At 70.7% G+C, this 25874-nt stretch carries 27 protein-coding genes and 1 pseudogene; 12 read left to right on the top strand and 16 right to left on the bottom strand.

What is annotated here, in order from left to right; all coding sequences use genetic code 11:
• The first annotated feature begins 1 nt into the window (after position 1).
• From CJ022_RS17680 to CJ022_RS17450, 6 genes are all read left to right on the top strand, one after another.
• Entirely contained in the window at positions 2 to 598 is a 597-nt protein-coding gene (locus tag CJ022_RS17680) for a response regulator transcription factor (protein ID WP_101926132.1), read from the top strand.
• A complete protein-coding gene (gene sctQ, locus CJ022_RS08035; protein ID WP_101926131.1) occupies positions 591 to 1664 on the top strand; it encodes a type III secretion system cytoplasmic ring protein SctQ in 1074 nt (357 codons plus the stop codon). The genes CJ022_RS17680 and sctQ overlap by 8 nt, the downstream gene beginning before the upstream one ends.
• A gap of 3 nt (positions 1665 to 1667) precedes the next feature.
• Positions 1668 to 2675, top strand: a complete 1008-nt coding sequence (locus CJ022_RS17675) for an EscR/YscR/HrcR family type III secretion system export apparatus protein (protein ID WP_284700103.1) — start codon at positions 1668 to 1670, stop codon at positions 2673 to 2675.
• Positions 2672 to 2941: a type III secretion system export apparatus subunit SctS gene (gene sctS, locus CJ022_RS08020; RefSeq protein ID WP_101926130.1), complete on the top strand. Its 270-nt coding sequence runs from the start codon at positions 2672 to 2674 to the stop codon at positions 2939 to 2941. Before CJ022_RS17675 ends, sctS begins: the two co-directional genes overlap by 4 nt.
• A complete protein-coding gene (sctT, locus tag CJ022_RS08015; RefSeq protein WP_101926129.1) occupies positions 2941 to 3723 on the top strand; it encodes a type III secretion system export apparatus subunit SctT in 783 nt (260 codons plus the stop codon). Before sctS ends, sctT begins: the two co-directional genes overlap by 1 nt.
• Before the next feature lie 350 nt (positions 3724 to 4073).
• On the top strand, positions 4074 to 5021 hold the full coding sequence (locus tag CJ022_RS17450) for a hypothetical protein (RefSeq protein ID WP_233198654.1): 948 nt from the start codon (positions 4074 to 4076) through the stop codon (positions 5019 to 5021).
• Positions 5022 to 5219: 198 nt separating this feature from the next.
• Here CJ022_RS17450 and CJ022_RS17445 read toward each other — a convergent pair.
• The 5 genes and pseudogenes from CJ022_RS17445 to CJ022_RS07985 form a co-directional block, all read right to left on the bottom strand.
• A pseudogene (locus CJ022_RS17445) lies at positions 5220 to 5690 on the bottom strand (RDD family protein); the annotation flags it as partial.
• A complete protein-coding gene (gene tatC / locus CJ022_RS08000) occupies positions 5687 to 6445 on the bottom strand; it encodes a twin-arginine translocase subunit TatC (protein ID WP_101926127.1) in 759 nt (252 codons plus the stop codon). The pseudogene CJ022_RS17445 and the gene tatC, both read right to left, overlap by 4 nt.
• On the bottom strand, positions 6429 to 6929 hold the full coding sequence (gene tatB / locus CJ022_RS07995) for a Sec-independent protein translocase protein TatB (protein WP_101926126.1): 501 nt from the start codon (positions 6927 to 6929) through the stop codon (positions 6429 to 6431). Before tatB ends, tatC begins: the two co-directional genes overlap by 17 nt.
• Before the next feature lie 21 nt (positions 6930 to 6950).
• The gene (gene tatA, locus CJ022_RS07990) at positions 6951 to 7178 is read right to left on the bottom strand and encodes a Sec-independent protein translocase subunit TatA (protein WP_101926125.1); all 228 of its coding nucleotides are present in this window, start codon (positions 7176 to 7178) and stop codon (positions 6951 to 6953) included.
• A gap of 79 nt (positions 7179 to 7257) precedes the next feature.
• Positions 7258 to 8136 carry a lipid-binding SYLF domain-containing protein gene (locus CJ022_RS07985; protein ID WP_101926124.1) on the bottom strand — a complete coding sequence of 293 codons (879 nt, stop codon included), beginning with the start codon at positions 8134 to 8136 and terminating at the stop codon, positions 7258 to 7260.
• Between the two features lie 154 nt (positions 8137 to 8290).
• Here CJ022_RS07985 and hemH point away from each other — a divergent pair, with 154 nt between their 5' ends.
• A complete protein-coding gene (gene hemH / locus CJ022_RS07980) occupies positions 8291 to 9268 on the top strand; it encodes a ferrochelatase (protein ID WP_101926163.1) in 978 nt (325 codons plus the stop codon).
• Positions 9265 to 10119: an alpha/beta fold hydrolase gene (locus tag CJ022_RS07975; protein WP_101926162.1), complete on the top strand. Its 855-nt coding sequence runs from the start codon at positions 9265 to 9267 to the stop codon at positions 10117 to 10119. Before hemH ends, CJ022_RS07975 begins: the two co-directional genes overlap by 4 nt.
• Positions 10120 to 10127: 8 nt before the next feature.
• Here the strand turns inward: CJ022_RS07975 and CJ022_RS07970 are convergent, their stop codons facing one another.
• The 4 genes from CJ022_RS07970 to ttcA form a co-directional block, all read right to left on the bottom strand.
• On the bottom strand, positions 10128 to 10652 hold the full coding sequence (locus CJ022_RS07970; RefSeq protein WP_101926123.1) for a hypothetical protein: 525 nt from the start codon (positions 10650 to 10652) through the stop codon (positions 10128 to 10130).
• Between the two features lie 82 nt (positions 10653 to 10734).
• On the bottom strand, positions 10735 to 11514 hold the full coding sequence (locus CJ022_RS07965; protein ID WP_101926122.1) for a M48 family metallopeptidase: 780 nt from the start codon (positions 11512 to 11514) through the stop codon (positions 10735 to 10737).
• A gap of 110 nt (positions 11515 to 11624) precedes the next feature.
• The gene (locus CJ022_RS07960) at positions 11625 to 12527 is read right to left on the bottom strand and encodes a recombination-associated protein RdgC (RefSeq protein WP_101926121.1); all 903 of its coding nucleotides are present in this window, start codon (positions 12525 to 12527) and stop codon (positions 11625 to 11627) included.
• 149 nt (positions 12528 to 12676) lie between these two features.
• Positions 12677 to 13582 carry a tRNA 2-thiocytidine(32) synthetase TtcA gene (ttcA, locus tag CJ022_RS07955; RefSeq protein ID WP_101926120.1) on the bottom strand — a complete coding sequence of 302 codons (906 nt, stop codon included), beginning with the start codon at positions 13580 to 13582 and terminating at the stop codon, positions 12677 to 12679.
• A 118-nt stretch (positions 13583 to 13700) separates the two neighbouring features.
• Between ttcA and CJ022_RS07950 the strand changes: the two genes are divergently transcribed.
• Positions 13701 to 14036 carry a hypothetical protein gene (locus tag CJ022_RS07950; RefSeq protein WP_101926119.1) on the top strand — a complete coding sequence of 112 codons (336 nt, stop codon included), beginning with the start codon at positions 13701 to 13703 and terminating at the stop codon, positions 14034 to 14036.
• A 166-nt stretch (positions 14037 to 14202) separates the two neighbouring features.
• Here CJ022_RS07950 and bamE read toward each other — a convergent pair whose 3' ends face one another.
• Positions 14203 to 14799, bottom strand: a complete 597-nt coding sequence (gene bamE / locus CJ022_RS07945; RefSeq protein ID WP_101926118.1) for an outer membrane protein assembly factor BamE domain-containing protein — start codon at positions 14797 to 14799, stop codon at positions 14203 to 14205.
• 162 nt (positions 14800 to 14961) lie between these two features.
• On the opposite strand from bamE, the gene CJ022_RS07940 reads away from it, so the two are divergent.
• On the top strand, positions 14962 to 15177 hold the full coding sequence (locus CJ022_RS07940) for a YdcH family protein (RefSeq protein ID WP_101926117.1): 216 nt from the start codon (positions 14962 to 14964) through the stop codon (positions 15175 to 15177).
• A 36-nt stretch (positions 15178 to 15213) separates the two neighbouring features.
• On the opposite strand, the gene plsB is transcribed toward CJ022_RS07940, so the two are convergent.
• The 4 genes from plsB to CJ022_RS07920 form a co-directional block, all read right to left on the bottom strand.
• A complete protein-coding gene (gene plsB, locus CJ022_RS07935) occupies positions 15214 to 17991 on the bottom strand; it encodes a glycerol-3-phosphate 1-O-acyltransferase PlsB (RefSeq protein ID WP_101926116.1) in 2778 nt (925 codons plus the stop codon).
• Between the two features lie 41 nt (positions 17992 to 18032).
• On the bottom strand, positions 18033 to 18974 hold the full coding sequence (locus CJ022_RS07930) for a hypothetical protein (RefSeq protein ID WP_143703911.1): 942 nt from the start codon (positions 18972 to 18974) through the stop codon (positions 18033 to 18035).
• 240 nt (positions 18975 to 19214) lie between these two features.
• Positions 19215 to 19895, bottom strand: coding sequence for a hypothetical protein (locus CJ022_RS07925; RefSeq protein WP_101926114.1), 681 nt, complete (start codon positions 19893 to 19895; stop codon positions 19215 to 19217).
• A 168-nt stretch (positions 19896 to 20063) separates the two neighbouring features.
• Entirely contained in the window at positions 20064 to 20381 is a 318-nt protein-coding gene (locus CJ022_RS07920) for a hypothetical protein (protein ID WP_143703910.1), read from the bottom strand.
• 276 nt (positions 20382 to 20657) lie between these two features.
• Between CJ022_RS07920 and sctU the strand changes: the two genes are divergently transcribed.
• Positions 20658 to 21755 carry a type III secretion system export apparatus subunit SctU gene (gene sctU / locus CJ022_RS07915; protein WP_158238375.1) on the top strand — a complete coding sequence of 366 codons (1098 nt, stop codon included), beginning with the start codon at positions 20658 to 20660 and terminating at the stop codon, positions 21753 to 21755.
• A 275-nt stretch (positions 21756 to 22030) separates the two neighbouring features.
• Here the strand turns inward: sctU and CJ022_RS07910 are convergent, their stop codons facing one another.
• Positions 22031 to 22762: a glutamine amidotransferase gene (locus tag CJ022_RS07910; protein WP_101926111.1), complete on the bottom strand. Its 732-nt coding sequence runs from the start codon at positions 22760 to 22762 to the stop codon at positions 22031 to 22033.
• 243 nt (positions 22763 to 23005) lie between these two features.
• On the opposite strand from CJ022_RS07910, the gene CJ022_RS07905 reads away from it, so the two are divergent.
• Positions 23006 to 23899, top strand: coding sequence for a lipid kinase (locus CJ022_RS07905; RefSeq protein ID WP_101926110.1), 894 nt, complete (start codon positions 23006 to 23008; stop codon positions 23897 to 23899).
• Positions 23900 to 24031: 132 nt separating this feature from the next.
• On the opposite strand, the gene CJ022_RS07900 is transcribed toward CJ022_RS07905, so the two are convergent.
• Positions 24032 to 25834: a GspE/PulE family protein gene (locus CJ022_RS07900; RefSeq protein WP_101926161.1), complete on the bottom strand. Its 1803-nt coding sequence runs from the start codon at positions 25832 to 25834 to the stop codon at positions 24032 to 24034.
• Between the last annotated feature and the right edge of the window lie 40 nt (positions 25835 to 25874).

The raw sequence follows: 25874 nt of genomic DNA, 5'->3' as shown, positions 1-25874 counted from the left end.
CATGACCGGCACCTGTGTCTATCTCGTCGACGACAACGACGGCTTCCGCGACTCCACCGCGTGGCTGCTGGAGACCGCCGGCTTCGAGGTGCGCGCCTTCGCATCCGGCGCGGCGTTCCTGACCGTGTTCGACAACACCCGCCACGGCGACGGCGAATGCCTGGTGTCGGACATCCGCATGCCCGAGATGAGCGGCCTGCAGCTGCAGGAAGAACTGCTGCGGCGCGGCTCGACCCTGCCGCTGGTGTTCGTCACCGCGCACGGCGACGTGCCGCTGGCGGTGGAAGCGATGCGCAAGGGCGCCTCGAACTTCCTCGAGAAGCCCTTCAGCGACGACGCGCTGATTGACGCCATCCGCACCGCGCTGAGCCGCGAGCGGGTCCAGGCGGGATCGCCGCAGGGCGCGGCGCTCGCGAAACTGAGTCCGCGCGAGCGCCAGGTGCTCGACCTCGTCGTCGCCAGCAAGCCCAACAAGATCATTGCCGACATCCTCGGCATCAGCATCAAGACCGTCGAACTGCATCGAGCCAATATGATGAACAAACTCGGGGTACGCTCGCTGCCCGAACTGATGAAGGTGGCGCTCGGCCATGGCTGATTCCGCACTCGCGCCGCGCCCCGCATCGCCTGCCCCGGCCTCGCTCCGCGGCCGCCTGCCGCAGGTGTCGGCCGCCCTCGTCGAGGCCCTGCGCACATTCCACGATCGCGCCCGCCACTGGCCGGCCGGCGACACCCGGCTGTCGCTGCAGACGGCGCGGCGACCGCCCGGCGATGCGCCGGGGGTCGAACTCGACGCCGAAGGCAGCCGTCTCGGCCTGTGGCTGCGCTCGGGCGACGCGGCCGCCGCCGACGATGCGCTGCACTGGCAGGACTACCAGGGGCGCGCCCGCGTGCTCGCCTGGAGCCTCGCGCACGAGGCGCCGCTGATGCGGCTCAGCGACGCGCTCGGCACCTCGTTGCTGCCGCTGGTCGACGCGGACCCCGCCCCGACGGCCGACTGTGTCTGGCTCGACTTCTCGCTGCCCGCCACCGGCGATGCGCCGGCGCTGGCGGGCACGCTGCGGCTGCCGGTCGACTGGCTCGGCCTGCTGCGCACGCGCGCCCAGCCCGGCGGCGCGCCCGAACTCGGCGCCTGGCGCCAGCTGACCGCCGCGGTCCGCATCGCCCTCACCGTGCCGCCGCTGCCGGTGGCCGACTTCCGCAGCCTGCGTCCCGGCGACGTCGTGCTGGCCGGCAATGTCCGCCTGCCGCCGCTGGTGGCCGAGGCCGTCGGCCGCCGCTGGCCGGTCCGCCAGACCGCCGAGGGCTGGCGCGTCGACGGCCCTGCCGCGCCCGCGCCGGTCCATGCCCGTTCCGCCCCTTCCCGTTTGGAGACTGCCCCGATGACGCAACAGGACGCCGCGCCCGACGCGCCGAACGACGACACGTCCGCCAGCCCTGCCGATCCCGCCGCGACGCTGCCGGTCCAGGTCGACTTCGACCTCGGCCAGGTCGAACTGACGCTCGGCGAACTCGCCGGCCTGCAGCCGGGTTACGTATTCGCGCTGCCGGCGCACCTCGAAGGCGCCAACGTCGCGATCCGTGCCAACGGTCGCGTCGCCGGACAGGGCGAGCTGGTCGCCGTCGGCGATACCCTCGGGGTCCGCCTGCTGTCCTGGAGCTGAGGCATGGATTTCAGCACGTTCTCGCCCGCCCTCGTCCTGGTGACGGTGGTCAGCCTGGCGCTGGCCCCGTTCGTGGCGGTGATGGTGACCTCGTTCACCAAGATCGTCGTCGTGCTGAGCCTGCTGCGCAACGCGCTCGGCCTGCAGCAGGTGCCGCCGAACGTGGTCATCAACGGGCTGGCGATCGTGCTGTCGATCTACGTGATGTATCCGGTGATCCTCGACGTGCAGGACGCGGTCAACGCGCGGCTCGAGGGCCGGCCGCCGCCGGCGTCGGTGCAGCAGCAGATCGACGCGCGCGCGCGCCAGCAGGCGATCCGTGAAGGCCAGGCGATCGCGGTCCGGCCCGAGGAACGCGAGGCCGCGCAGGCGGCGACGCTCGAGGACGTGCCGACCAGCCCGGCCGCTGCCGACGGTCTGGAAGCCGAGGCCGCCGCGCAGGCGCAGACCGCGGGCCCGGCGCCGGATCCGATGTTCGCCGCCGTCGAAGGCGGCTCGAGCGCCGATCCGCCGGAAGCCGCCGCCCCGCCGCCCCAGGGCCTCGCCGAGGAGATCGTGACGCCGGCCGGAACGCCCGCGCCATCCGGCTCGCCGATGGGCACGTCCTTCGACACCAACCGCCTGTTGACGATGATCGACGCCGGCAAGGAGCCGCTGCGGACGTTCCTGATCCAGCACTCGAGCGATGCCGAGCGCGCGTTCTTCCTGCGCAGCGTGCAGCGGATGCTGCCGCCCGAGCGGCGCGGCGGCATGACGCCGGACGACTTCATCGTCATCGTCCCCGCCTTCACCGTCAGCGAGCTGACCGCCGCGTTCCAGATCGGTTTCCTGATCTTCCTGCCGTTCCTGATCATCGATCTTGTGGTCGCCAACATCCTGCTCGCGCTCGGCATGATGATGCTGTCGCCGACGACGGTGTCGCTGCCGTTCAAGCTGCTGCTGTTCGTGCTGATCGACGGCTGGGCCAAGCTCGTGCACGGCCTGGTGCTGACCTATGGAGTCACGTCATGAGCGACGTGCTGGAATTCACCAAAGAGGCGTTGTGGCTGGTGCTGCTGCTGTCCGGGCCGCCGGTCGCCGCCGCCGCGCTGGTCGGGCTGGTGGTCGCGTTCCTGCAGGCGGCGACGCAGCTGCAGGAGCAGACCTTCCCCTACGCGCTGAAGTTCGTGACGGTGGTGATCATGCTCTTCGTCACCGGCTCGCTGATCGGCGGTTCGCTGTACGTGTTCGCCGACCGCATCTTCCTCGATTTCCCCGGCCTCAGCGCGCGCCGCTGATGGACTTCGGCAGCAACCCGATGCTGGCGCTCGCGCTGACGCTGCCGCGCGTCGCCGGCGCCTTCCTGATGCTGCCGCTGCTGACCACCGAAACGGTGCCGGCGATGGTGCGCAACAGCTTCATGGTGAGCCTGGCGATCGTCGCGATCCCGATCGCGCTCGCCGGTGCGCCGCCGATCGATTCGGCCGGCACCGCGCACTGGTCGGCGATCGTGCTGAAGGAAACCTTCATCGGCATCTCGATCGGCTTCTGCTACGGCATCGTGTTCTGGGCGATCAGCTCTGCCGGCAACATCATCGACACCCAGGTCGGCATGGCGATGGCGCAGATCTTCGATCCGATCCAGGGCCACCAGACCTCGCTGCACGGCGAATTCCTGTCGCAACTGGCGACGTGGCTGTTCATGGCCAGCGGTGCGTTCCTGGTGTTCCTCGACCTGCTGATGACCAGCTACACCGTCTGGCCGGTGATGAGTTTCTTCCCCGACATCCGCATGAGCGGCATGGCGCTGTTCGTCGGACAGTTCAGTTACCTCATGACCGCGATGCTGCTGCTCGCCGCGCCGGCGATGGTGATCCTGCTGGTCATCGACCTGTCGTTCGGCCTGGTCAACCGCTACGCCCCGCAGCTCAACGTGTTCGCGCTGACGATGCCGATCAAGGCGTGGCTGGCGACGGCGATCATCCTGCTGATGCTCGGCGTGTTCGTCGAAGTGGTGATGCGCCGGCTGGTCGACAACAGCGGACTGGTGAACGCCTTGAAGAGCGCGTTCGGAGGGTAGTGCGGGAGCCGCATCGCGGTTCGGTGTGACGCGCCGTCCCTGCGCACTATCTGGCAGCGCACGCTTCAAGGTGCCGCGTGGCGGACCGGATCGCCGCGTCGGGCCCGCGTCTCCGGCGCGCGCGGTGGATCGCCCCTGTCTCGGTCTGCCCGCCGGCAAGGCCCCAGGCCGAGCGATTCGTCTCCGGCAGGCAGGAGTGCCACGCACCACTCGAACGACACACGAGCCATGCTGTCCTACCGCGGCTCCGCCCTCCGGAGGCAGTCACAGGCGTGGGCGACTGCAGCGCATGCAGTACGATGACGCCCGCGCGGCGCGGGGCTGCGCGCACTTCGACTGGAATTCCTGGAATGACGACTCGGACGGTGGGTGCCGGCCATGGCTGGCGGTGGCTCGTGCAGGCGGTCAACGTCGGCCGCGGCAACCCGAAGGCGGTCTACGGCGCGATCGCGATCCTCTCGGCGCTGGCGCTGGTGCCGAGCGTGCTGCAACTGGTCCTGCAGCAGGCGATGGGCCTGGACGCGCAGTCGCAGCTGATGGTCATCGGTGCCACCTCGCTACTGTCGATCGTCGTCTATCCGCTGCTGATCGGCGGCGTGCTGCGGGTCATCGACCGGGTCGAGCGCAACCAGCCGGCGAAGGCGACCGACGTGTTCGCGACCTTCTCCGCCGAGGCGGGCGCTGGGCGCCTGGTGGGCTTCGGCCTGCTGATGGGCGCGCTCTACATCGCGACGTTCTATGCGCTGATCAGCGCGTTCGGCGAAGGCGTCATCGACTGGTACATGCAGATCCTCGCGATCAGCCAGGACATGAGCGGGCAGTCCGCGCCGGCGTCGCCGCCGGACCTGCCGTTGCCGCCGGCCGGGCTCGGCCCGCTGATGGCGCTGGGCCTGCTGTTCGGCCTGTACTACGCCATCGTCTACGCGATCGGCCTGGGCCAGGTCGCGCTGGGCGGCGAGCCGGTCGGCAAGGCGTTCACCGACGGCCTGGTCGGCGCGCTGAAGAATGCGTTGCCTGTCGTCGTGGTCGCGGTGCTGTCGATGGCCGGCGGCGTCGTGCTGATGCTGGCGTTCGCGATGGTCGTCACCCTGATCACCGTCGTCGCCAGCCTGCTGCACCCGGCGATCGCCGCGTTCCTCGTGCTGCCGCTCTATCTGGCGCTGGTGCTGGTGCTGTACATCGTCATGTTCGGCGTCATGTACGCCCTGTGGCGCGACATCTGCGGCGAACCGGTCGAACCCGCCGGGCCCGCGCCGGGCGGCGCCGGCGGCCCGCCGAGCGGCTCGATCGAGCTCTGAGGCAACGCCGGGGGCGACCACGCCGTCGACATGGCGCAACAGCAGCGCCAGCAGCAGGACACACGCGGGCAGTTGCAGCGCGAGCCACCACTGCGCGGCGCCGGGCAACGGCGCAGCGTCCTCGCGCAGAACGTGGGCGCCGGCGATGCGGTCGTGCAGCGCCTGGTGGCGCGGCGCCAGCGCCGCCATCGCATGGCCGACGTTGAGACCGAGCCACGACAGCGCACCCGCCGCCTGGCGAAGCGCGGCGCGCGCGAGGTGCAGACGCTGCCCGTCGTCGTCGACGACCCGGAGCCCGAGCCACCGCTTGCCCGGCGTCGCCTGCCAGCGGCTGGCTTCGAACACGGCGAAATACGGCAGCGACAGCAGCGCGAACGCGAGCGTGGCCTGCCACGTGAGGCCGCCGAGCGCCCGTGCGAGTGCGCCGGCGGCGGCGTGCAGCGCGGGATCGGACAGCCAGTCCTGCAGCAACGTCAGCGGTGGTGTCGTCGCCTGCGCGCCGACAGCCATGCCCTCGGCCATGACCCGGGCCAGCGCGTCGAGCGCATCGGAGGCCGCGCGCAGGCCGGCGCCGAGCGGCCGGTGCAACAGCGCGACGACGAACAGGCCGAGCAGGGCGGCGTCCAGCGACCAGGCCGCATAGCGGCGCAGCAGCGGGACGGTCGTCATTCCCCGGGCCGCGTGGCGCCCGACTTGGGCGCGAGCAGACGCGCGGCGATGATGCCCGCCTCGTACAGCAGGCACATCGGGATCGCCAGCATCAGCTGCGAGACGACATCGGGCGGCGTGATCACCGCGGCGAGCACGAACACGCCGACCACCGCGTAGCCACGCGCCTCGCGCAACTGGTCGGTCGTCACCCAGCCCATCAGCACCAGGATCACCAGCGCCACCGGCAACTCGAAGCTCAGACCGAACGCGAGGAAGATCACCAGCACGAAATTCAGGTAGGCGTTGATGTCGGTCATGATCGCCACGCCGTCGGGCGTCACCAGCGTCAGGAACTTGAACACCGACGGCAGCACGAAGAAGAACGCGAACGCGCAGCCGATGTAGAACAGCGCGACCGCTGAGGCCAGCAGCGGAAACGCCAGCCGCTTCTCGCGCCGGTACAGGCCCGGGGCGATGAACGCCCAGGCCTGGTACAGCAGCCACGGCATCGTCACCACCAGCGCGGTGAAGAACGCGAGCTTCAGCGGCGCGAAGAACGGCGACGCGACTTCGATCGCGATCAGGTGCGCGCCGTCGGGCAGCTTGTCGAGCAGCGGCTGGGCCAGCATCCCGTAGAGCGTGTTGGCGAACGGCAGCAGGCACAGCAGCACCACGCCGGTGCCGGCCAGCCCGCGCATCAGGCGCGAGCGCAGCTCGACCAGATGCTGGATCAGGCTGCTGTCGCCGGTGTCGTCTTCAGCGTGCGTCGCCATCGGGCCTGCGGTCGTCGTCGGGGGAAGCGTGCCCGGTCGCGGCGAGCGCGTCGGGCGGCGTGGAGATGGCGGGCGGCGTAACGGGCGGTGCGGTCACGTCACCGGCGATCGGCTGCGGCGCCTGCCGGTCGGCGTCGGCGTCGAGGGCGGCGTGGCCGGCCGGTTGCGGCATGCGGCCGGCCTCGTCGACCAGCGCACGCCCGCCGTCGCGCAGCGCGTCGACACTCTGCTGCGCCTGCGCGCCGGCGTCGCGCAGCTGGGTGCTGACATCGGCGATCGAACGCTGCGCTTCCTGCACGCTGCGCTTGATCTCTTCGGCGGCGAGTTCCCGGTCGAGTTCCGACTTGACCGAATACCACTGCGCGCGGGCGCGGCGGATCCACAGGCCGGCGAAGCGCGCGGCCTTGGGCAGGCGCTCGGGGCCGAGCACGATCAGGGCGATCAGCGCGACGAGCAGCAGTTCGCCGGAACTGAAACCGAACATCGGAACGTGGAGGGCCGCGCGTCAGCGCGGCACGTTGTCGTCGCGGCGCGTCTCGTCGGACGTCCTGTCGGCATCGCGGGTGCGATCGTCGAGCCGGTGGTCCGGCGCGTCGTCGTCGTGGATGCCTTTCTTGAAGCCCTTGACCGCTTCACCGAGGTCGCGGCCGGCGCCACGCAGGCGCTTGGTACCGAACACCAGCAGCACGACCACGAGGACGATGAGCCAATGCCAGATGCTGAAACTGCCCATGTCGGAGTCCGGTGGAGTGGAGTGGACGGGCAGGATACCGCACCGCGTGCGAACGCCGGTGCGCCTGCCGCGCGTGTGGTCAGCCTTCGGGCAGCGGTTCGACCTGCGCCGGATTGTCGGTGACCGTCTCGAAGCCCTGCGGCGCGGGATCGCTCGGCTGCGCGGGGAGCGTCGTCGCTTCGGGCACGTCGCGCACCGCCGGAACCTGCGCCGCCGGGGCGGACGTGGCGACCGGTACCGCACTGCCGCCGCGCGCCACGCGGGCGGTCGCGGAGGCTTCCTCGAGGCGGTCGCGGAAATCGACGACCGCGCCCGACGGCGCCTGGCCCGGGCGGTTCTCGAGGATCGCGCGCGGCGTCGTGGTGTTGCCGTAGACCGCCATGTTGGCGTCGTCGTCGATCTGCAGCACCGCGCCGTCCAGCGCCACGCCGGCGAACAGGCCGCGTGCGCGCGACCACGACCAGATCTCGGCCTTGAGCTGGCCGTCGGTCAGCGCGGCGGCATTGCGGCCCACCGGCCCGGCCGCCACGCCGGCATCGGCGCCGAGGGTGAACTTGCCGTTGACGATCGATTCGAGGCTGCGCTCGTTGCGGAACACCAGCACCACGTCCGAGGACTGCACGCCGGCCTGGAAGCCGATGCTGCCGCCGGTGATCTTGACGAAGGCCGGGCTGGACCACGTGCCTTCCGGCGTCTTGACCGACATCAGGCCGTGGCCACGACGGCCGCCGATGATCAGGCCGGCCTTGATGGTGTCGGGGATGACGACGATCGCGCGCGCTTCGTCGAGCAGCTTGTCGGGGATGCCGGATTCGGGAATCGCCTGGATCTCGTTGAGCACGCGCACCGCGTTGTGGGCGCGGGCATCCTCGGTGGGGCCGGCGACGGCGGGACCGGCGGCGAGCGAAACGCCGAGCGCGAGGGCCAGCAGGGTGCGGTGGCGGAAGGTCGAGGACATGCGGACTCCGGGCGGCGTAGGCCGCAGGCAGGACGGTACAGACAGGGACGGGCGAGCGGAGTTCAGGCTAGTGACGGCCGAATGAATCGCGGGTGAGTTCGGCCCGCGCGGTCGCGCGCTGCCCAAGCCCGCGCGCGCCTGCCATCCTATGGCGATGAACGCACCGCTCCCCCCGTCCCGTCCGGCCGTCGTGCTGGTCAATCTCGGCACGCCCGACGCGCCAACGCCCAAGGCGGTCCGCCGCTACCTCGCCGAATTCCTGCACGACCACCGCGTCGTCGCGCTGACGCGCTGGCTGTGGTGCCCGATCCTGCACTTCGTGATCCTGCCGTTCCGTTCGCCGCGCGTCGCCAAGCTCTACGCGGGCGTGTGGATGGACGACGGCTCGCCGCTGGCGGTGCACACCGCGCGCCTGGCCGGCGAAGTGCAACGGCAGATGCCGGAGGCGCGCGTGCTCCATGCGATGCGCTACGGCAAGCCGTCGCTGCGCGAGGCGCTGACGGCGCTCGAAGCCGACGGCAGCACGCAGGTCGCGGTGTTGCCGCTGTATCCGCAGTACTCGACGACGACGACGGCCTCGGTCGGCGACGTCGTCGAGGCCGTCTTCGGCACGTCGGGCCGGGCGCGCATGCGCGCCGACTACCATCTCGATCCCGCGTGGGTCGACGCCGTCGCCGCATCGATCCGCAGCCACTGGGACGCCCACGGCCGGGGCGAACGCCTGCTGTTCTCCTTCCACGGCATTCCGCAGCGGCTGTCGGACGCCGGCGATCCCTATGCGGCGCAATGCCGCGCGAGCTGCGATGCGATCGTGCGCGCGCTGGGCCTGCGCGAGGACGAGGCGATGCTGACGTTCCAGTCGCGCTTCGGTCGCGAACCGTGGCTGCAGCCGTACACCGACAAGACCCTCGAAGCGCTCGGCGACGCCGGCGTGCGCGATCTCGATGTCGTCTGTCCCGGCTTCGCGGTCGACTGCCTGGAAACGCTGGAGGAGATCGCGCTGCAGAACGCCGAGATCTTCCACGCGCACGGCGGTCGCCACCTGCGTTACATCCCCTGCCTCAACGAGGCGCCGGCGCATGCCGCGGCGCTGGCGGCGCTGGTGCGCGAGGATCTCGCCGCATGGCGATGACGCCGGCCGGTGCGCCGTTCTCGGCGGAGATCGGCATCGGCACGGTGCACGGCCTGCGGTTCGGCGCGATCGGCGGTCGCCGGGTCCTGGCCCTGCACGGCTGGCTCGACAACGCGGCGAGCTTCGTCCCGCTGGCCGCGCACCTGCATGGGCTGGATCTCGTCGCCCCGGACCTGCCCGGGCACGGCCGCAGCGTGCACCAGCCGCGCGGCACTGATTACACCTTCATCGGCGCCGTGCACCAGATCCTCGATGTCGCCGATGCCCTGGGCTGGGACCGCTTCGCGCTGCTCGGCCACTCGATGGGTGCCGGCATCGCCAGCCTGATCGCCGCCGCGGTGCCGGCGCGCATCGAGCGCCTGGTCGCGATCGAGGCGCTGGGCGCATTGCCGGAAACCGAAGCGCAGACCGTGCCGCGCCTGCGCGAGGCCACGGTGTCGGCACGCAGCCTCGGCGGCCGGCCGCTGCGCGTGTTCCCGGATCTCGATGCGCCGATCCGTGCGCGCATGCGGGTCAACGCCCTCGGTGAGCCCGTCGCGCGCCTGCTGGTCGAGCGCGGCGTGCAGGCGGTCGACGGCGGGTTCGTGTGGTGCAGCGATCCGCGCCTGACCGTGCCGACCGCGGTGCGGATGACCGGTGGCCAGGTCGATGCCCTGATCGCCGGCATCGAATGCCCGACCCACGTGATCTTCGCCGATCCCGCGCAGCCCTATCTGCCCGAGCCCGACCGCAGCCGTCGCGCCGCGCTGCTGCCCGACGGCCGGCTGACCGTGCTGCCCGGCGGGCATCATCTGCACATGGACCAGCCCGCCGCGGTGGCCGACGCGATCGGCGATTTCCTGCGGCGCTGAGCGCATCGTTACTGCAGCACGCTGCGGTCCTGCAACTGCACGCTGACGATCACGCCGGCATCCGGCACGCCGTCGGCGCGCACGTTGCGGTTGAACGCCAGCAGCGCGCTGCGCCCGTCCTTCTCGAACGCCAGGACGGCGTTGTCGACCGAATGCTGGGCGGCCATGCGCCGCGTCCAGCCGTCGTGCTGCATCGCCGTACGCGCATCGCGCGACAGCGCCGAGACGTCGCCCGGCGCGAACAGACTGACCACCTGCACGCCCGGCATGTCCATGACGCTGTGCACCGCGTAGCGACCCGGCAGGTAGACATCGTCCGGGAATTCCTGCGGCAGCAGCAGGGCCTGGCCGGCGGCGAACGCGCCGGCGGCATCGCGCGGCACGCGGTCGCCGTTGCGGTCGAAGCGGATGACCTCGCTGCCGGGCGGCGCGTTGCTCGCCACGGCGTCGGTGCGCTGGCAGGCGGGCAGCAGCCACGCGACCGCGCAGGCCAGCAGCCAGCACGCGACGGCGGAGCGGAACGGACGCGGCATCGGAACCTCCGGATGCGACGGCGGTGTGCCGTCCTCCCGGTCAACGCCGCACGCCGCGTGGAGCGGCCAGCGCCGATGCGGTTCAGGCCGCGAGCAGCGCGTGCAGGTCGGATTTCAGCCGGCGGCCTTCGGCGTGGAAGTAGTCACGCGCGTCGCGCCAGCCTGGGCAGCGCGCCTCGACCTCGCGCCAGAACGCGCGCGAATGGTTGGCGTGGATCAGATGGCAGAGCTCGTGCACCAGCACGTACTCGAACGCTTCGGGACGCCCCAGCACCAGCGCCAGATCCAGCGTCAGCGTGCCGTCGGGCGCCAGCGAGCCCCATTGCGACGACATCACCTTGAGCCGGATCCGCGACGGCGGCCGCGGCAGGCCGGGCAGATAGGCCGGCAGCCAGCGCGCGATATCGCTGCGCGCCTGGGCTTCGTAGAAATCGCGCAGCGCGCGCTGCAGCGCCGCCGGGCCGGCGTGCTCGGGCGCATGGAAGGCGAGGCCGTCGTCGGCGACCTGGACGTGGCTGAAGCGCCCGCCCCGCCAGTGCAGCGGCAGCTGCGCGTCGCGCAACGGCAGCGTCGTCGTGAGCTCGCGTCGCAAGGGCAGCGCGGGCCCGTGCGCAGCGAGTTGCGCGGCCAGCCAGTCGCGATGCAACTGCAGGAATTCGTTACCGGCGACGAGGCTCGCGCGCACCGGCAAGGTCAGCCTCGCACCGCGCTCGCTGACGCTCAGGCGGATGCGCCGTGCGCGCGGATCGCGGACCCGCAGCACGTCGATCGCGCGGCCGTCGGCCAGTTGCAGGGAGAGCGTGTCGCGCTGGACCGACGCGGGTTTGGGGGACGGCGACAACAGGCGCGACAGGAGCGGCATGCGCGAATTGTATGCGCTGCACGCACGGGCGCGGCGATGGATGTCGCGCCTGCGAGCGCGCGGTCGCGTCGTCGCGCCGGCGTGGCGACGACGACGCGGTGGCGCGCGGCCTACTCGGCCTTCGACAGCTTCAGCGCACGCTCGAGCACGGTGAACAGGCGCTTGAACTCGCCGCTCATCAGCGCGAAGCGCGCATCGAGTTCGGCGCGCATGTCGTCGTTGTCGGTGCCTTCGAGCTGGTCGATCGCACCGTCGAGCAGTTTGAACTTGCGGATCACCAGATCCTCGCCGAGCACGAACGAGACGTGGTCGTCGAGCGTCAGCGCCAGCTTGGTCGCCTGCTTGCCGGAATCGAGATGCTTGGTGATCTCGTCGCACAGCAGTTCCTGGCGCTGGCATTTGACGATCGCGCCCTGGTCCGACGGATCCTTGAGCTCGCATTCCTCGCCGAGCGTCAGGCCGTCGGGCAGCGGCTCGCCGGCCAGCCAGCCGGTCATCACGCCGCGCGGCGAGACTTCCGCGTTCAGCGGCAGCGCGGGAAAGCTGCCCAGCGCGGTGCGGATTTCCGAGACCACGTTCTCCGCGGTCTTGCGGCTGGACGTGTCCACCGCGCAGACGCCGTGTTCGAGATCGAGCAGCGCATCGGTGCGCACCGGACGCACGAAGGCGCGCGGCATCAGTTCCTGCAGCAGGTCGTCCTTCATCTGCTTGCGCGCGCGGCCGCCGGGGCGCCGGCCTTCCTTCTCCTCGATCTCGGCGAGCTTGCGCGACAGCAGTTCGTTGACGACCGCGCCGGGCAGGATCCGCTCCTCGCCGCCGACGGTCAGCCAGATCGCGTCTTCGATGCGATGCGACATCGCCTCCGCATCGCGGCCGAACGGCGAGACGAAACCGCGCGACGACATCTCCAGCGGGCCGACGGGCTTGAGGATGAATTCACCGAGATGCCTGTCGAGTTCCGACAGGTCGAGCGCGGTGGGAAAACGGAACAGCGTGAGATTGCGAAAGAACATGCAGGATCCGGAATGAGGGGAGAAAGAGCGGATTGGACTGCGGGCGCGTCGCAGCGTGCGCGATGCGGGCCGCGTGCGCCCGGGTCAGCGCCGGGCGCCGATGCGGGCGCGGGGCGCCGACGGCGGCCGCAGGTCGGGCGGGGACGCGATCATGGCAGCGTCGGGCGCCCCTTGCACGGGGCGGCGTCCGGCCTCGTGCCGGGCGACGTGTCCCCGCCGTCCAGGGCACGGAAGTCGAACAGCGCCGGATCGCAGAGCTGCGCCGGCCGCACGTCGCCGAGCGCACGCGCGATGGTTTCCAGGCGCCCGGGCGTCTCGCGTTCCCAGGCATCCATCATCTGGCGCACCTGCCGGCGTTGCAGGGTGTCCTGCGAGCCGCACAGCGTGCACGGAATGATCGGGAACGCCTTCGCCTCGGCATACGCGGCGATGTCGGCCTCGGCCACGTAGGCCAGCGGGCGGATCACCACGTGGCGGCCGTCGTCGCTGCGCAGCTTGGGCGGCATGCCGGCCAGCTTGGCGTGGAAGAACAGGTTCAGGAAGAACGTCGCGACGATGTCGTCGCGGTGGTGGCCGAGGGCGATCTTGCTGAACCCGTGCGCGGCGGCGTGCGCATACAACGCACCGCGCCGCAGCCGCGAACACAGCGAGCACATCGTGCCGCCGGGCGGAATCACCCGGCTGACGACCGAGTACGTGTCCTGTTCGATGATGTGGAAGTCGACGCCGCGCGCGCGCAGGTAGCCGGGCAGCACGTGCTCGGGGAAACCGGGTTGCTTCTGGTCGAGGTTGACCGCGGTGATCGAGAAGTCGACCGGCGCCTTCTTCTGCAGCTGCAGCAGCACGTCGAGCAGGGTGTAGCTGTCCTTGCCGCCCGACAGGCAGACCATGACCCGGTCGCCGGCTTCGATCATGCCGAAATCGGCGATCGCCCGGCCGACCTGGTGGCGCAGCCGCGCGGCGCGCTTTCCGGTGCCGTCCGCGGCGCGGCGCGGTCCGCGCAGGCGCGCGGCCGTCGTCGGCAGCGGATCGGACAGGGGCAGGACCGTGGACATCGGCCTAGTCTAGCGGCCGTCCGGAACGGCGCCGCTGCCCGCGTGGTCACGGCGTCAGGTCGCAGGCGCTGGACCACCAGCTCGCGCATCAGCCCGACGCGATGCGGCGCTCGACTGGTTGGGGCCGCACCTGCACGACACCACGCCGGGCCTGCTGGCGACGCGGCTGGCGCTGCTGGGGCTGCCCGGCGGCGCGCGTGCCCGCCACAGGCTGCCGGGGGTCGAGCGCGTGCGCGTGACGCTCGCAGCCGCGGCCTGGGCGCAGCCCGCGGCGCCGTTGCTGCTGCTATCCGGCGAGCCATCTGGATCTCGACAGCATCGACGCGCTGATCACGCTGTTGCGCGTCTGGCCGGGAGCCTGCTGTCATGGGCCCTGCTGGTCGTGGGCCACGACCCCGCGTTGCCCGATACTCTGGCCATGAGGCACCGGCTGCGCCTCGAGCATATGCGCTGACCTTGCGCTGACGCGATGCGCCACGGGCGACCGCGTCTCGGCGCGCGTCGTGGCGACCCGGCAGCACGGGCAGGATCGCGACGCCCACGCGCACTACCCGACCCGGAGGCAGGACAGGCGCCTCGCGGCGCCTGTCGGTGCGTTCGTTCGGCGGATCGCCGCTGCGTCAGGGCACCCAGACCAGGTTGCGGGTGTTAGCGTCGGTGGTGATGTCGCTGACCCGGCCGGCTTCGTCGAACTGCACCTGGAACTCGGCGAAGCTGCTGAGCCAGTACCGCCACAGGTTCGATGCCAGGTCCGGGTTCTCGCTGCTGATCGGGTAGCCCAGCGCCATCAGCACCTGGGCGCGGGTCATGCCGGGCGTGATCTTGGCGCGCTGGATCGCGTCCTGGATCTTCGCCGGGTAGGTCGCCAGCGTCACGTTCGGATCTTCGGTGACGACGTAGCGGCGGGCAAAGGCGTCCAGGTCGAGGTCGCGGCTGTAGTCGTTGCCGATCGAGTGTTTCTCGCCATCGATGCGCAGGTGGACGCGCTGGCGGCCGTAGCCGGTGATGCTGACCGGGGTACCGGCGGGAATGACGCGCTTGCCGTTCTCGGCGTAGTTGCTGTCGCTGATCCAGTTGCCGTCGCTGCGCAGGTTGCAGCACAGATAGCCGTCGTATTTCTCCTGGGCGGAGACCGAAGACGCGGCGGCGAACGCGGCGAGCGCGAGCAAGGGAGCGGCGAAGCGCGCCGGGGCGCGGCGAATCGATGGAAGGGACATCCTGTTTCCTTGGCGGACGCGGCCAGGGGTGCCGCGGATCGACGGCACGCGGCATGCGCCGGCGTCGCGCCGCCCCCTGTCCGGCGCATCGGCATTGTTGCAGCGCGCCGACGGTGCGCCAAGCGGCAGCGGCGCACGATGGCCTTGCGCTAAGCTCGGCGCATGCCGACCGACCTTTGCGACACCGACGAGACGCCGGCCACGCGGTTGTGCCGGCTGCGCGCCGAGCATCGCGCGCTGGATGGCGCGATCGTCGCGCTGCAGGCGACGCCGGGCCACGAGGCGCTGGCGCTGCAGCGGATGAAGAAGCGCAAGCTGCAGCTCAAGGACTGCATCGCGCGGCTGGAATCGGACCTGATTCCCGACGAGCCCGCCTGACGTCCTGCGCCCGCCTCGCGGATCGCGGGCGCCGCGTCAGTCGACGACGACCGGCGCCGGATCGACCGGCTTGACTGCTTCCGGCGTGACCTTGTCGATGGTGTGCCGCAGCTCGCGGCCGAGGATCACCTTGGCGTCCTTGGCCCAGTGCGTCAGGCGCTCGTCGAACCCCAGCTTGCTGTTGCCGTCGAGCTTGACCAGGCCCAGCTCGCGCAGCTTCTGGATGAAGCCGCGGAACAGCGACTTGTCGAAGAACTCCGGCGCCGCCGGCGCGTACAGCAGCGACAGGCGCTGCGCGGCGAGCTGGCACAGGCTTTCGAGCTCGCCCGCGCCGAGCGTACCCGGCCCGTTCTTGGCCAGCACCGAAATGGCGATGTAGTAGCGCTCGAACGCCTGCTGCAGGGGATGGCTCAGCGCGCGCAGGCGGAACACCTCGTCGGTCTGGCCGGCATTGCGCGCGAACACGCCGCCGTCGTCGTCGTTGACGTGCTCGAGCAGGCCCTCGCGCACGAACACGTCGATGGTCCGGTCGATGCGCTCGGCGAAACCGTCCTCGTCCCACGGCAGGTACAGCTCGGCCTGCAGGAACGGATACATCGCCCGGCCGAGGCGCAGCAGCGTGGTGCGGCTCATGCGGCGGTTGTGCAGGAAGCAGCACGCGATCCACGCCGACGCGGTGAACAGGTGCAGCACGTTGTTGCGGAAGTACGTCAGCAGCACCGCGTTGTCGTCGTCGACGCTGAAGACGTCGCCGAGCGGATGGGCGATGCGCTGCAGCACACCGATCTCCTCGCCATGGGCGACGATCTCGTGCGGCGCATGCGGGGTCACGGTCACGCGGTCCGAGTACGGCACGTCGTGCAGCAGCTGCTTGGACAGCGTGATCTGCGCCAGCAGGTCGGCCTCCCCCATCGCGTGCTTGGGCGTCGACAGCAGCGCCAGCGCCAGCAGGTTGATCGGGTTCACGTCCGCGGCGCGGTTGATGTTGATGTTGATGCGCTCGGCGGTCGCATCGACGGTGCGCGACAGCCACTCGGGACGCTCGCTGTCGGCGACCGCGCTGCCGTCCCATGCCGGGGCGTGCTCGGCGAGCATGTCGTTGAGCGCGATCGGCTCGCCGAAGTTGACGACGACCTGACCGAAGTTCGAGCGCAGCACGCGCGGAATGCTCCACAGCAGCTGCCAGATCGATTCCTTCTTCTTGGCCTTGCCGGAGAGTTCGTCGAAATAGCTGCCGCCTTCCATCAGCTTCTCGTAGCCGATGTAGACCGGCTGGAACAGCACCGGACGCGTGGGCTGGCGCAGGAACGCGCGCAGCGTCATCGAGACCATGCCGCCCTTCGGCGCCAGCAGACGCCCGGTGCGCGAGCGGCCGCCTTCGACGAAGTATTCGATCGAATAGCCGCCGGCGACCAGCTGGGCGACGTATTCGGCGAGCACCGTCGAGTACAGCGCGTTGCCGCGGATCGAGCGGCGGATGAAGAATGCGCCGCCCTTGCGCAGGATCGTGCCGATGACCGGCAGGTTGAGGTTGATGCCGGCGACGATGTGTGGCGGCACGATGCCGCGGCTGTAGAGCAGATAGGACAGCAGCAGGTAGTCCATGTGGCTGCGGTGGCTGGGCACGTAGACGATCTCGTGCCCCGGCGCCGCCGCCTTCAGCGCATCGATGTGGTGCACCAGCACGCCGCGGAAGATCCGGTTCCAGACCGTGGTGAGCAGGTAGCTCGCCGAACGCACGACCGGATGCGAATAGTCGGCGGCGATCTCGTAGGCGTAGGCGTGGGCTTTCTTCCACGCATCTTCGGGCTTGCTGTTGTCGCGGCGCGCCTGGTCGGCGATCGCATCCTTGACCGACGTCGACGCCAGCACCTTGTCGATCAGCAGGCGGCGGGTCGACAGGTCGGGCCCGATGATCGCTTCGCGCACGCGGTTGAAATGGGTCCGCAGCACGCGCGACAGCTTGCGCACGGTGCGCTCCGCGCCGAGGTCCTCGGCCAGCAGCGGCCGCACCGCGACCGGTTCGGCGAAGCGCACCAGGGTGTCGCGCCCATTGAGCAGGATCGCCAGCAGCCGGCGGAAGCGGCCGACGATCGTCCAGTTCTCCGAGAACAGCACCGAGAACCAGCCGTTGTTCTTGTCCGGCGAACGACCGACGAAGATCGACACCGGCACCAGCTGCACGTCGAGCGCGGGATCCTTGCGGTGCGCATCGAGCAGGCGCGCCAGCGATTCGGAATGCGTCGCCTTCGACACGGGCTTGCCCGCCGCCATCGCCAGCGCCAGCGCGCCGCCGGCATTGCGCCGCGACAGGGCGACATACGCGCGCTTGCGGCCGAGCGGGTCGCCGGGCAGCGGCTGCAGCGGCGACGGCAGGCCGGCCTCGCGGCAGGCGCGCTCCAGGATCAGCGCGTTCGACAGGCCGTAGTCTTCGAGCACGTAGCAGACCGGACGCGGGTCGACGAGCGCTTCCGGCGCCTGCGGTTCGACCTTGAGGCCGATCCACGGCCGCATCAGCCAGCCCAGCAGGCCGGCCCACCAGGGGCGACGCGCGGGCCGTATCTGCCGCAGCGGACCGATCGGCACCGGCAGCATCGCGGCCGGTACCGGCGCGTGCGGGTCGGCATCGTCGCCGTCCTCCGCACCGCCACCAGCGCCGGCCGTGCCGCCGGGCGGCAGCGTGCTCGCACCGTCGGACGGCGCAAGGCCGGGTGCCGGTCCCGAAGGGAGCGACGCGTCGTCCGGCGACGGGCCGGCCGCGGGGTCGCGACCGTCGGGAAACTGGAGGGAAGGCTGATCGGGCATCGGCGGCATTATGCCCAAGCCGTCGCGTCGGCCCGCATCGCGCGCCCCGTTCAGGTGCCGCGGGCCGGCAGGTCCACGGGCGGCGGCGCGGTCGTGCCGGCCGGCGCCAGCGCCGCCGCGGCCGCCTCGGCATTGCGCAGGAAATCGCTGACGAACCAGCGCCCGTCGTGCCGTTCGACCCCGATCACCGCGTCGATCGGCTGCCCGGCCAGGGGGTAGCGCATCCGCACCTCGGCGGTGTCGCCGGTCTGGACCTGCAGGGTCGCTTCCACGCCGTCGAGTGCGGCATCGAGATCCAGGCCGTACGGCAGCAGGCCCTGCTTGCCGGCCGCGACCACCGGCTGCAGGCGGGCCAGGCTGCCGTGCATGCCGGCCGCGCCGAGCGCCGCATCGGAGGCGAGCCCGGCCTCGCGCGCGGCAGGCACCAGCGCGGCGATCGCGGTGCGTGCGTGATCGCGGTTCGACAGCGGCGCCTGGCCAGCCCAGGCGCTGATCGCGCCGACCACCTGGATGTAATGCGCGCGCTCGCCCTCGCTGGCGGCCGGGTCCTGCTGCAGGTACTGGGTCGCGAACACGCCGAGCGACTGCGCCGCGGCCCGCAATTCGCGGTCGGCGCCGGCGAACTGGCGGTTGAAGGTCTGCAGCAGCAGGCGCTCGGATTGCGGTGCGTGGAGGCCGGCCAGCATCGCGGGGAACTGCGCCGACAGCGGCAGCTCCGACAGCGGCCAGCGCGAGCGCCCGTCGCGCCAGGCGGCCTCAAGCGCGGGTTGCAGCGCCGCGGGCGTGGCATCGCGGGCGAATGCCGACAGATCGTTGGCGCGCAGGTGGCGGGTCAGCAGCAGCACCGCGTCGGCCGGGGTCTCGGCGCCGGGGGCGGTGGCCGTCTCTGCTGGCGTTTCGGCCGCATCCCGGCCGCAGCCGGCGAGCGCCAGTCCGGCCGCGAGCGCCAGTGCGAACACGCGTCGCGTGCCGCGCCGGCCTGGCCGCCGCATGGACTGCATTCCGCTGCCCTCGGTGCGCGCACGCACGGTCATCGTCGTTGTCTCCCGCCTGCCCCGTTGCCTGCATCTTGCGGGGGCGCCGTTGCGGCGACAAGCGCGGCGGCGCCCGCCAGACCACCCTGCACGACGGGCGCCTGCCCATTCCTTCGACGGCGGAAATGCCGTGCGGCGATCCGATCGTCCGATGCCGACGCCTCGACGGCGCAGGGCGACCAGGGATTCAATGCGGCGTTACAGGTCGCGCAGGACCCAGCCCGGCGGGGCATCGGTGGCGGTCGCATCGAGCGCGGCCTGGGCGATTTCATCGGGACTGCGGCCGGCCTTCCACGCGGCCGCGATCGCCGCCAGCCGTTCGCGCGTGGCCCGGGTGTAGGCGCCTTCGAGTTCGCTGCGGGCGTCGGACGCCAGCTTCTGCGGATACAAGGTGCGCGCGTCCTCGCTGCGGTTGAGCAGCGCGATCATCCGCGACAGGCTGGTGCGGAAGGTTTCGGCCGACAGCGCCGTACGCTGGGTGCGCTGCAGATGCCAGACCGTCAGGTATTCGACGGGACCGAGCATCCGGCGCGGCGTGCCGCCGAAGAACTGCCCGGAGAACGCGCTCGCATCGACCGGGCCGGTGGTATCGGGCAGTCGGGTCGCGCCCCAGGAACTCAGCGCACCCCCGGGCAGGTCCATGCGGCGCAGCGCAGTACCGAAGGTCTCGGCGAGCAGGCGCTGCGCGTGCGTGTCGTCGCTTTCGGCCACGACGCCGAGCAGCCGCAGGAACACCGGGTAGCGCTCCTCGCCCAGCCGCCGGACCAGGCGCTTCAGCACCGTGAGCCGGTATTCCGGATCAGCGTGTGCGGCGAGCGCGGACACCAGACGATCGGCCGCCGCGCGCAGCGCCGCGGCGGTGGGCGCGGGCGCGTTCATCGGTTCGGGGCGGGAGCGGAGACCATGCGACGGCACTGTAACGGACTGCGTGCGCGATGCTCCCCTCGCCGCGTCGGGCGGCACGCGTCAATGGCGCACGAACGCGATAACCGGAGGCGTCCGCGCACGAGCTCAGATCACGAGCTCAAATCGCGTGCCGGTCCGGGCTCAGGCGAGCGCTTCGAGGATCGCGTCCGCCGCCTGGTCCGCGGCGAGCGACAGGTCGAGCTGACCCAGCCGCGCTTCGAATCCGGCGTCACCCGCCAGCAACCGCTGGCCGGACGACACGCCGTCCCAGGCCGCGACATTGAGCACATCCTCACCCGCGTCCGCCTGCGGGCCGCGTGGCGCGTCCCCGCCGTCGCCCGCCACCGCAACATCGCTGTCCAGACCGGACTGGCGGCGCAGGTCGTCGAGCGAGACCTGGCTGCCCAGTCGATCGAGACTGGCGCTGGAGAACATGGCGTCGGAGTGGATGCTGCTCATGAGGGTGACACGGCGGTCCGGGCGGGCCGCAGTCGCGGCGATGGCGGGAATGTAACGCCGGTGACATCTGCCGGCTATCTCGGGCTGGCCCTAGGTGTCGCGCGGCGCGCGGCAGCGCGCCCTCGAAGCTGAACGTGAGACGCGGAACCGGTGCCCTGTCACCAGGATTTACCCCTTCGTCGAGCGCTCGCGCGGGCCGCACGGCGGCATGACACCCCCATGCTAGCCTCGTGCTTCTCGCGCGCATACGCGCGGTTTCGTCCGTGGAACGAGCAGATGGCCGAAGAGAACGAGGGCGCCGACAAAACCGAAAAACCGACGTCCAAGAAGCTCAAGGACGCGCGCAAGGACGCCAATGTCGCCAAGAGCCGCGAGCTGACCAGCACCGTGCTGATCATGGGCTGGCTCGCCGGCGGCTGGATGCTGATGGGTTACATGTTCCGCAGCGTGCGCGGCCTGTTCGAGTACAGCCTCGACGTGATGACCCAGCCGTTCGACATCGCCCTGCGGGCGATCGTCCCGGTCGCCGCGCAGACGTTCCTGGCGATGACCCTGCCGCTGCTGCTGCTGGCGGTGATGCTGGCGCTGATCGTCGAGTTCCTGCAGATCGGACCGATCGCATCGATGAAGAAGGTCACGCCGGATCTGTCGAAGATGAATCCGGTCAGCGGCATCAAGAAGATGTTCTCGATGGACAACCTCGTCGAGCTGGTGAAGTCGGTGTTCAAGAGCGCGGCGCTGCTGCTGATCGGCGGCTTCGTGCTGTGGGGCATGATCCCGAACCTGCTGCACCTGCCGTTCGCGCAGCCCGCGTCGATCGGCAGCGCGATCTGGCACGCGCTGAAGTGGATCGGCATCTGGACGATCTTCGTGTTCTTCTTCGTCTCCGCGCTCGATGCCTCGTACCAGAAGTATTCGTACATCAAGAAGCTGCGCATGAGCCGCCGCGACATCAAGCAGGAGGTCAAGGAGAACGAGGGCGATCCCTACGTGAAGCAGCGGCGCAAGCAGTTGCACCAGGAGTGGTCGCAGCAGAACATGCTCAACGCCGTCCGCGGATCGAGCGTCATCGTGACCAATCCCACCCACATCGCCGTCGCATTGCAGTACGAGCCGGGCAACGACGACCTGCCGGTGGTGGGCGCCAAGGGCGAAGGCCACGTGGCCGAGGAGATCAAGCGCGTCGCCGAGGAATCCGGCGTGCCCATCCTGCAGAACGTCCCGCTGGCGCGCGGCCTCAATGCCAAGGTCGAGATCGACGACTACATCGGCCACGATTTCTTCGAAGCCGTCGCCCAGGTGCTGTTCTGGGCCGAGGGCGTGCGCATGGGCGAACTGCGGCCCGAGCCACCGGACTTCGTGCCGCCGCCCTAGATGCGGGCGGACATCGGGCTGCCTGACGATCCGTCGCCGGCGCCGCCGCTGGCCGCGGATGCGGGCGTCGTCGAGCGGTTCGAGGATCCGAGGGATCCGATGCGCTGAGGCCTGGCGCAACGCCTCGGCGGGCGACGCACGCGGGCGTGCGCCTCTCGAATCCCCGGCTCCCGGTCAGGCCGCGGGACGCGTCACCGGAGGCCGCACGGCGCGATCGCGCCCGATCCGCATGACACCCGGGTTTGACGCGACCGCTTCGATGGCGCACGTGCGACTCAAGGCTGCGCCATGGATTCCGCCACCCGCACGAATCGCTGCAGCACCGCGCGCGCGTCCGGTGCGGCCCGCACGGCCGCGACCAGCGCGACGGAATCCAGATTTTCGCGGTACAGCGCGCCCGACCGGCCGCGGATGTAGCCGCGCATGTGGGTGGCGCTGAACTCGGGATGGAACTGCACGCCCCAGGCCCGGTCGCCCCAGCGGAAGGCGTGGTGCGGCTCCAGCGCGGAGCGCGCCAGCAGGGTCGCGCCGTCCGGCAATCGCAGCACGCTCTGCAGATGCGTGGTCTGTGCGGTGAAGCCCGCGCCCGCCGGCGCGAACAGCGCATCGTCGCGCGCGGCCGCGGTGGTCTCGATCTCGAACGTGCCCATCTCGCGGCCACGCGGGTTCTCGCCGACCTCGCCGCCCAGCGCGTGCGCCAGCAATTGATGGCCGTAGCAGATGCCGAAGATCGGGACGCCCGCATGCGCGGCGACACGCAGCCACGCCGCGCTGCGCTCGCTCCAGTCCAGCCGGTCGGTGACCATCGCGCCCGAGCCGGTGACGAGGATGCCGGCGTAGCCATCGGCAGCCGGCAACGCGCCGCCGCGTTCGACATCGACCACGTCGACCGCGTGCTGGCCCAGCCCTGCCGCCACGCGGATCCAGTGCGGAAACCCGCCGTAGCGGCGCATCGACGGCAGGGGCTGGCCGGTTTCGACGATCAGGAAGGGTCGGGCATGCGGCATGGGTCGGTCGGCATCGTGGCGGGATGCACAGTATCGAGGGTCCTGCGGGAATTTCGCCGCCGGGCATGACGAAAGGTCGCGCGTCCCGATCAGGATGGATGTCCATGTCCGGCCACCCGCGGATGCGGTCGTCCGTTCGCGACGGCCGGATCAACCTGCGCCGAACGGCGGCGTCGCGTTGCCTTGCATCGCTGCACCTCGACGCCATACAGGCGTGTTGGATTCGCATTGGGACAGCACCGCATGACGCCGATCGACAGCGCGCACATCCGCCCGCCACGCACTGCTCTGTTGTTGCTCAATGACAATGCGCGCCGCGGACGCGAGTCCGGGGATCTGGTCCGGCAGCTCATGCAACGCGCCGGGATCGCCACGATCGAACCGACGGCGGGCATGGCGTTCGTCGACGCCATCCGGGCGCACGCCGCCGGGGTCGACTGCGTGATCGTGGGCGGCGGGGACGGGACGCTGGGGGCCTGCGTGGACGCGATCGCGGCGTCCGGGCTGCCGATGGGTGTCCTCCCGCTGGGCACGGCCAACGACTTCGCCCGCAGCCTCGGCATCCCCGTGGACCTCGCGTCGGCACTCGGGGTGATCGCAAGAGCGCATGCCTTCCACGTGGACCTGGGTGTGGCCAATGGCCACGCCTACCTCAACGTCGCCAGCGTCGGCTTCAGTGCGGAGTTGGCCGCCGCGCTGACCGCCGAGAACAAGAAGCGCTGGGGCAAGCTGGGCTATGCCATCACCGCCGCCAAACTGCTGGCCGGCTCGAAGGTGTTCGATGCGGCGATCACGCATGACGGCGCCGTGGAGCGCTTCCACACGTTCCAGGTGTCAGTGGGCAACGGTCGCTTCTACGGCGGCGGCATGACCGTCCACAATGAGGCCTCCCCGATGGACGGCATGCTGGACGTGTACAGCCTGGAGATCGACCACTGGTGGAAACTGCTCCGCCTGCTGCCGGCGCTGCGCAAGGGCACGCATGGCCAGTGGAATGACGTGCGGGCGTTCTCCTCCAAGGCCCTGCACCTGGAGACCGGAAAGCCGCTGCCGGTCAACCTCGATGGCGAGCTCAAGACCACGACCCCGGTGACGTTCGAGATCCGCGAGAACGCGTTGAAGGTCTACATGCCATGACGGTTGTCCGCCCGTTGGATCGCGCCCGCTAGCGGCACTCCGGCCCCGCCGGGGCTGGAAAGGCGAGCGGCCATCGGAAGCCGCGCCGCCGCAGATGCAGCCCGAGATCGTCCCACCAACCCCACCCGCCCCTCACTCCTGCGGCGGCAGCACCGTCATCACTTCCTCGATCGTCGTCAGGCCCAGGGCGACCTTCTCGGCGCCGGCCATGCGCAGGGTGCGCAGGCCGGTGCCGACGGCGGCGCGGCTGAAGCCCGCGAGTTCCATGTCGGCGCGGATCATCGCGCGCAGCGGCGCGGTCATCGGCATCAGCTCGTAGATGCCGAGGCGGCCGAAGTAGCCGGTGTTGCGGCATTCGAGGCAGCCGACGGGGCCGCAGGCGGTGGTCGGCGGCGGCAGGTCGTTGCCGGGGCCGATCAGCGCGCGCCAGCCTTCGGGATCGACGGGCTTGGGCTGCTTGCAGTGCGTGCACAGCGTGCGCACCAGGCGCTGGGCGAGCACGCCGTTGAGCGTGGACGCGATGAGGTAATGCGGCAGGCCGAGATCGAGCAGGCGGGTGATCGCCGACGGCGCGTCGTTGGTGTGCAGCGTCGACAGCACAAGATGCCCGGTCAGCGAGGCCTGCACCGCCATCTGCGCGGTGTCGAGGTCGCGGATCTCGCCGATCATGATGATGTCGGGATCCTGGCGCAGCAGCGTGCGCACGCCCTGGGCGAAGGTCAGGTCGATCGCGTTGTGCACCTGCATCTGGTTGAGCTCGACCGAGACCATTTCGATCGGGTCTTCGACGGTGCAGACGTTGACGTCGTCGGACGCGAGCTTCTTCAACGTGGAATACAGCGTCGTCGTCTTGCCCGAGCCGGTGGGGCCGGTCACCAGCACGATGCCGTGCGGGCGCTGCACGAGATCGTTCCACGCGCTCGCCTCGCCGGGGTCGAACCCCAGCTGCTCGATCGGCTTGAACGCGGTGTCGGGATCGAAGATGCGCATGACGACCTTCTCGCCGAACGCCGTCGGCATCGTCGACAGGCGCATCTCCACCTCGCGGCCGCCGGGCGAGCGGGTCTTGATCCGGCCGTCCTGCGGACGCCGGCGTTCGGCCAGATCCATGCGGCCCAGCACCTTGATGCGGCTGACGGCCGCGGTCATCACCGGCGGCGGCATCTCGAAGACCTTGTGCAGCACGCCGTCGATGCGGAAGCGCACGCGGCCGACGTCGCGGCGCGGCTCCAGGTGGATGTCGGAGGCGCGCTGCTCGTAGGCGTACTGCAGCAGCCAGTCGACGATGTGGACGATGTGGTGGTCGTCGGCGTTGACGTCGCCCGAGCGTCCCAGTTCGACCAGCTGCTCGAACGTCGGCGCCTCGCTGCCGGCCTCGCGCGTGTCCTTGGCGCCGCGGATCGAGCGGGTGACGCCGAAGAACTCCATCGTGTAGCGGTGCAGGTCGAGCGGATTGGCGACGACCAGATCGATCTCGCGCCGCAGCAGGCGCTGGATGTCGGGCAGCCAGTCGAGCGCCATCGGCTCGCTGGTGGCGATGCGCGCGCGCTCGGGCGTGACTTCGACCGGCAGGATGCGGTGGCGCTTGGCGTAGGCATGCGAAACCAGGTCGGTGACGTCGGCGACGACGATCTTGGTCGGGTCGATCCGCAGGTAGGGATGGCGGCTGGCCTGGGCCAGCCATTCGGTCAGCGTCTCGAGGCCGAGCTCGCTGCCGGCGCGCCGCGCCGAGGGCAGTTTGAGATTCGCCAGCAGCACCAGCGGGTGCACGGCGTCGAGGCCGCGGGTCTGGCGTCCGCTCGCCCGCGCGCGCTCGGCGTCGGCCGGCGCCAGCAGCCCGTCGATGACCAGACCGGCGATCACCGGGTCCAGCGCCAGCCGGCCCGGCGGCAGTCGCGCGGGCACGTGGGGCCGGGTGGGAACGAGAAACCACATGACCACACAGGACATCACGGCCAAGGCACCGGCCGCCGCA

The organism is Luteimonas rhizosphaerae, assembly GCF_002849595.1.
GTDB lineage: Bacteria > Pseudomonadota > Gammaproteobacteria > Xanthomonadales > Xanthomonadaceae > Luteimonas > Luteimonas cellulosilyticus.
Note: the sequence above shows the minus strand (reverse complement) of the source record. Positions and strands in the feature narration are given on the sequence as shown.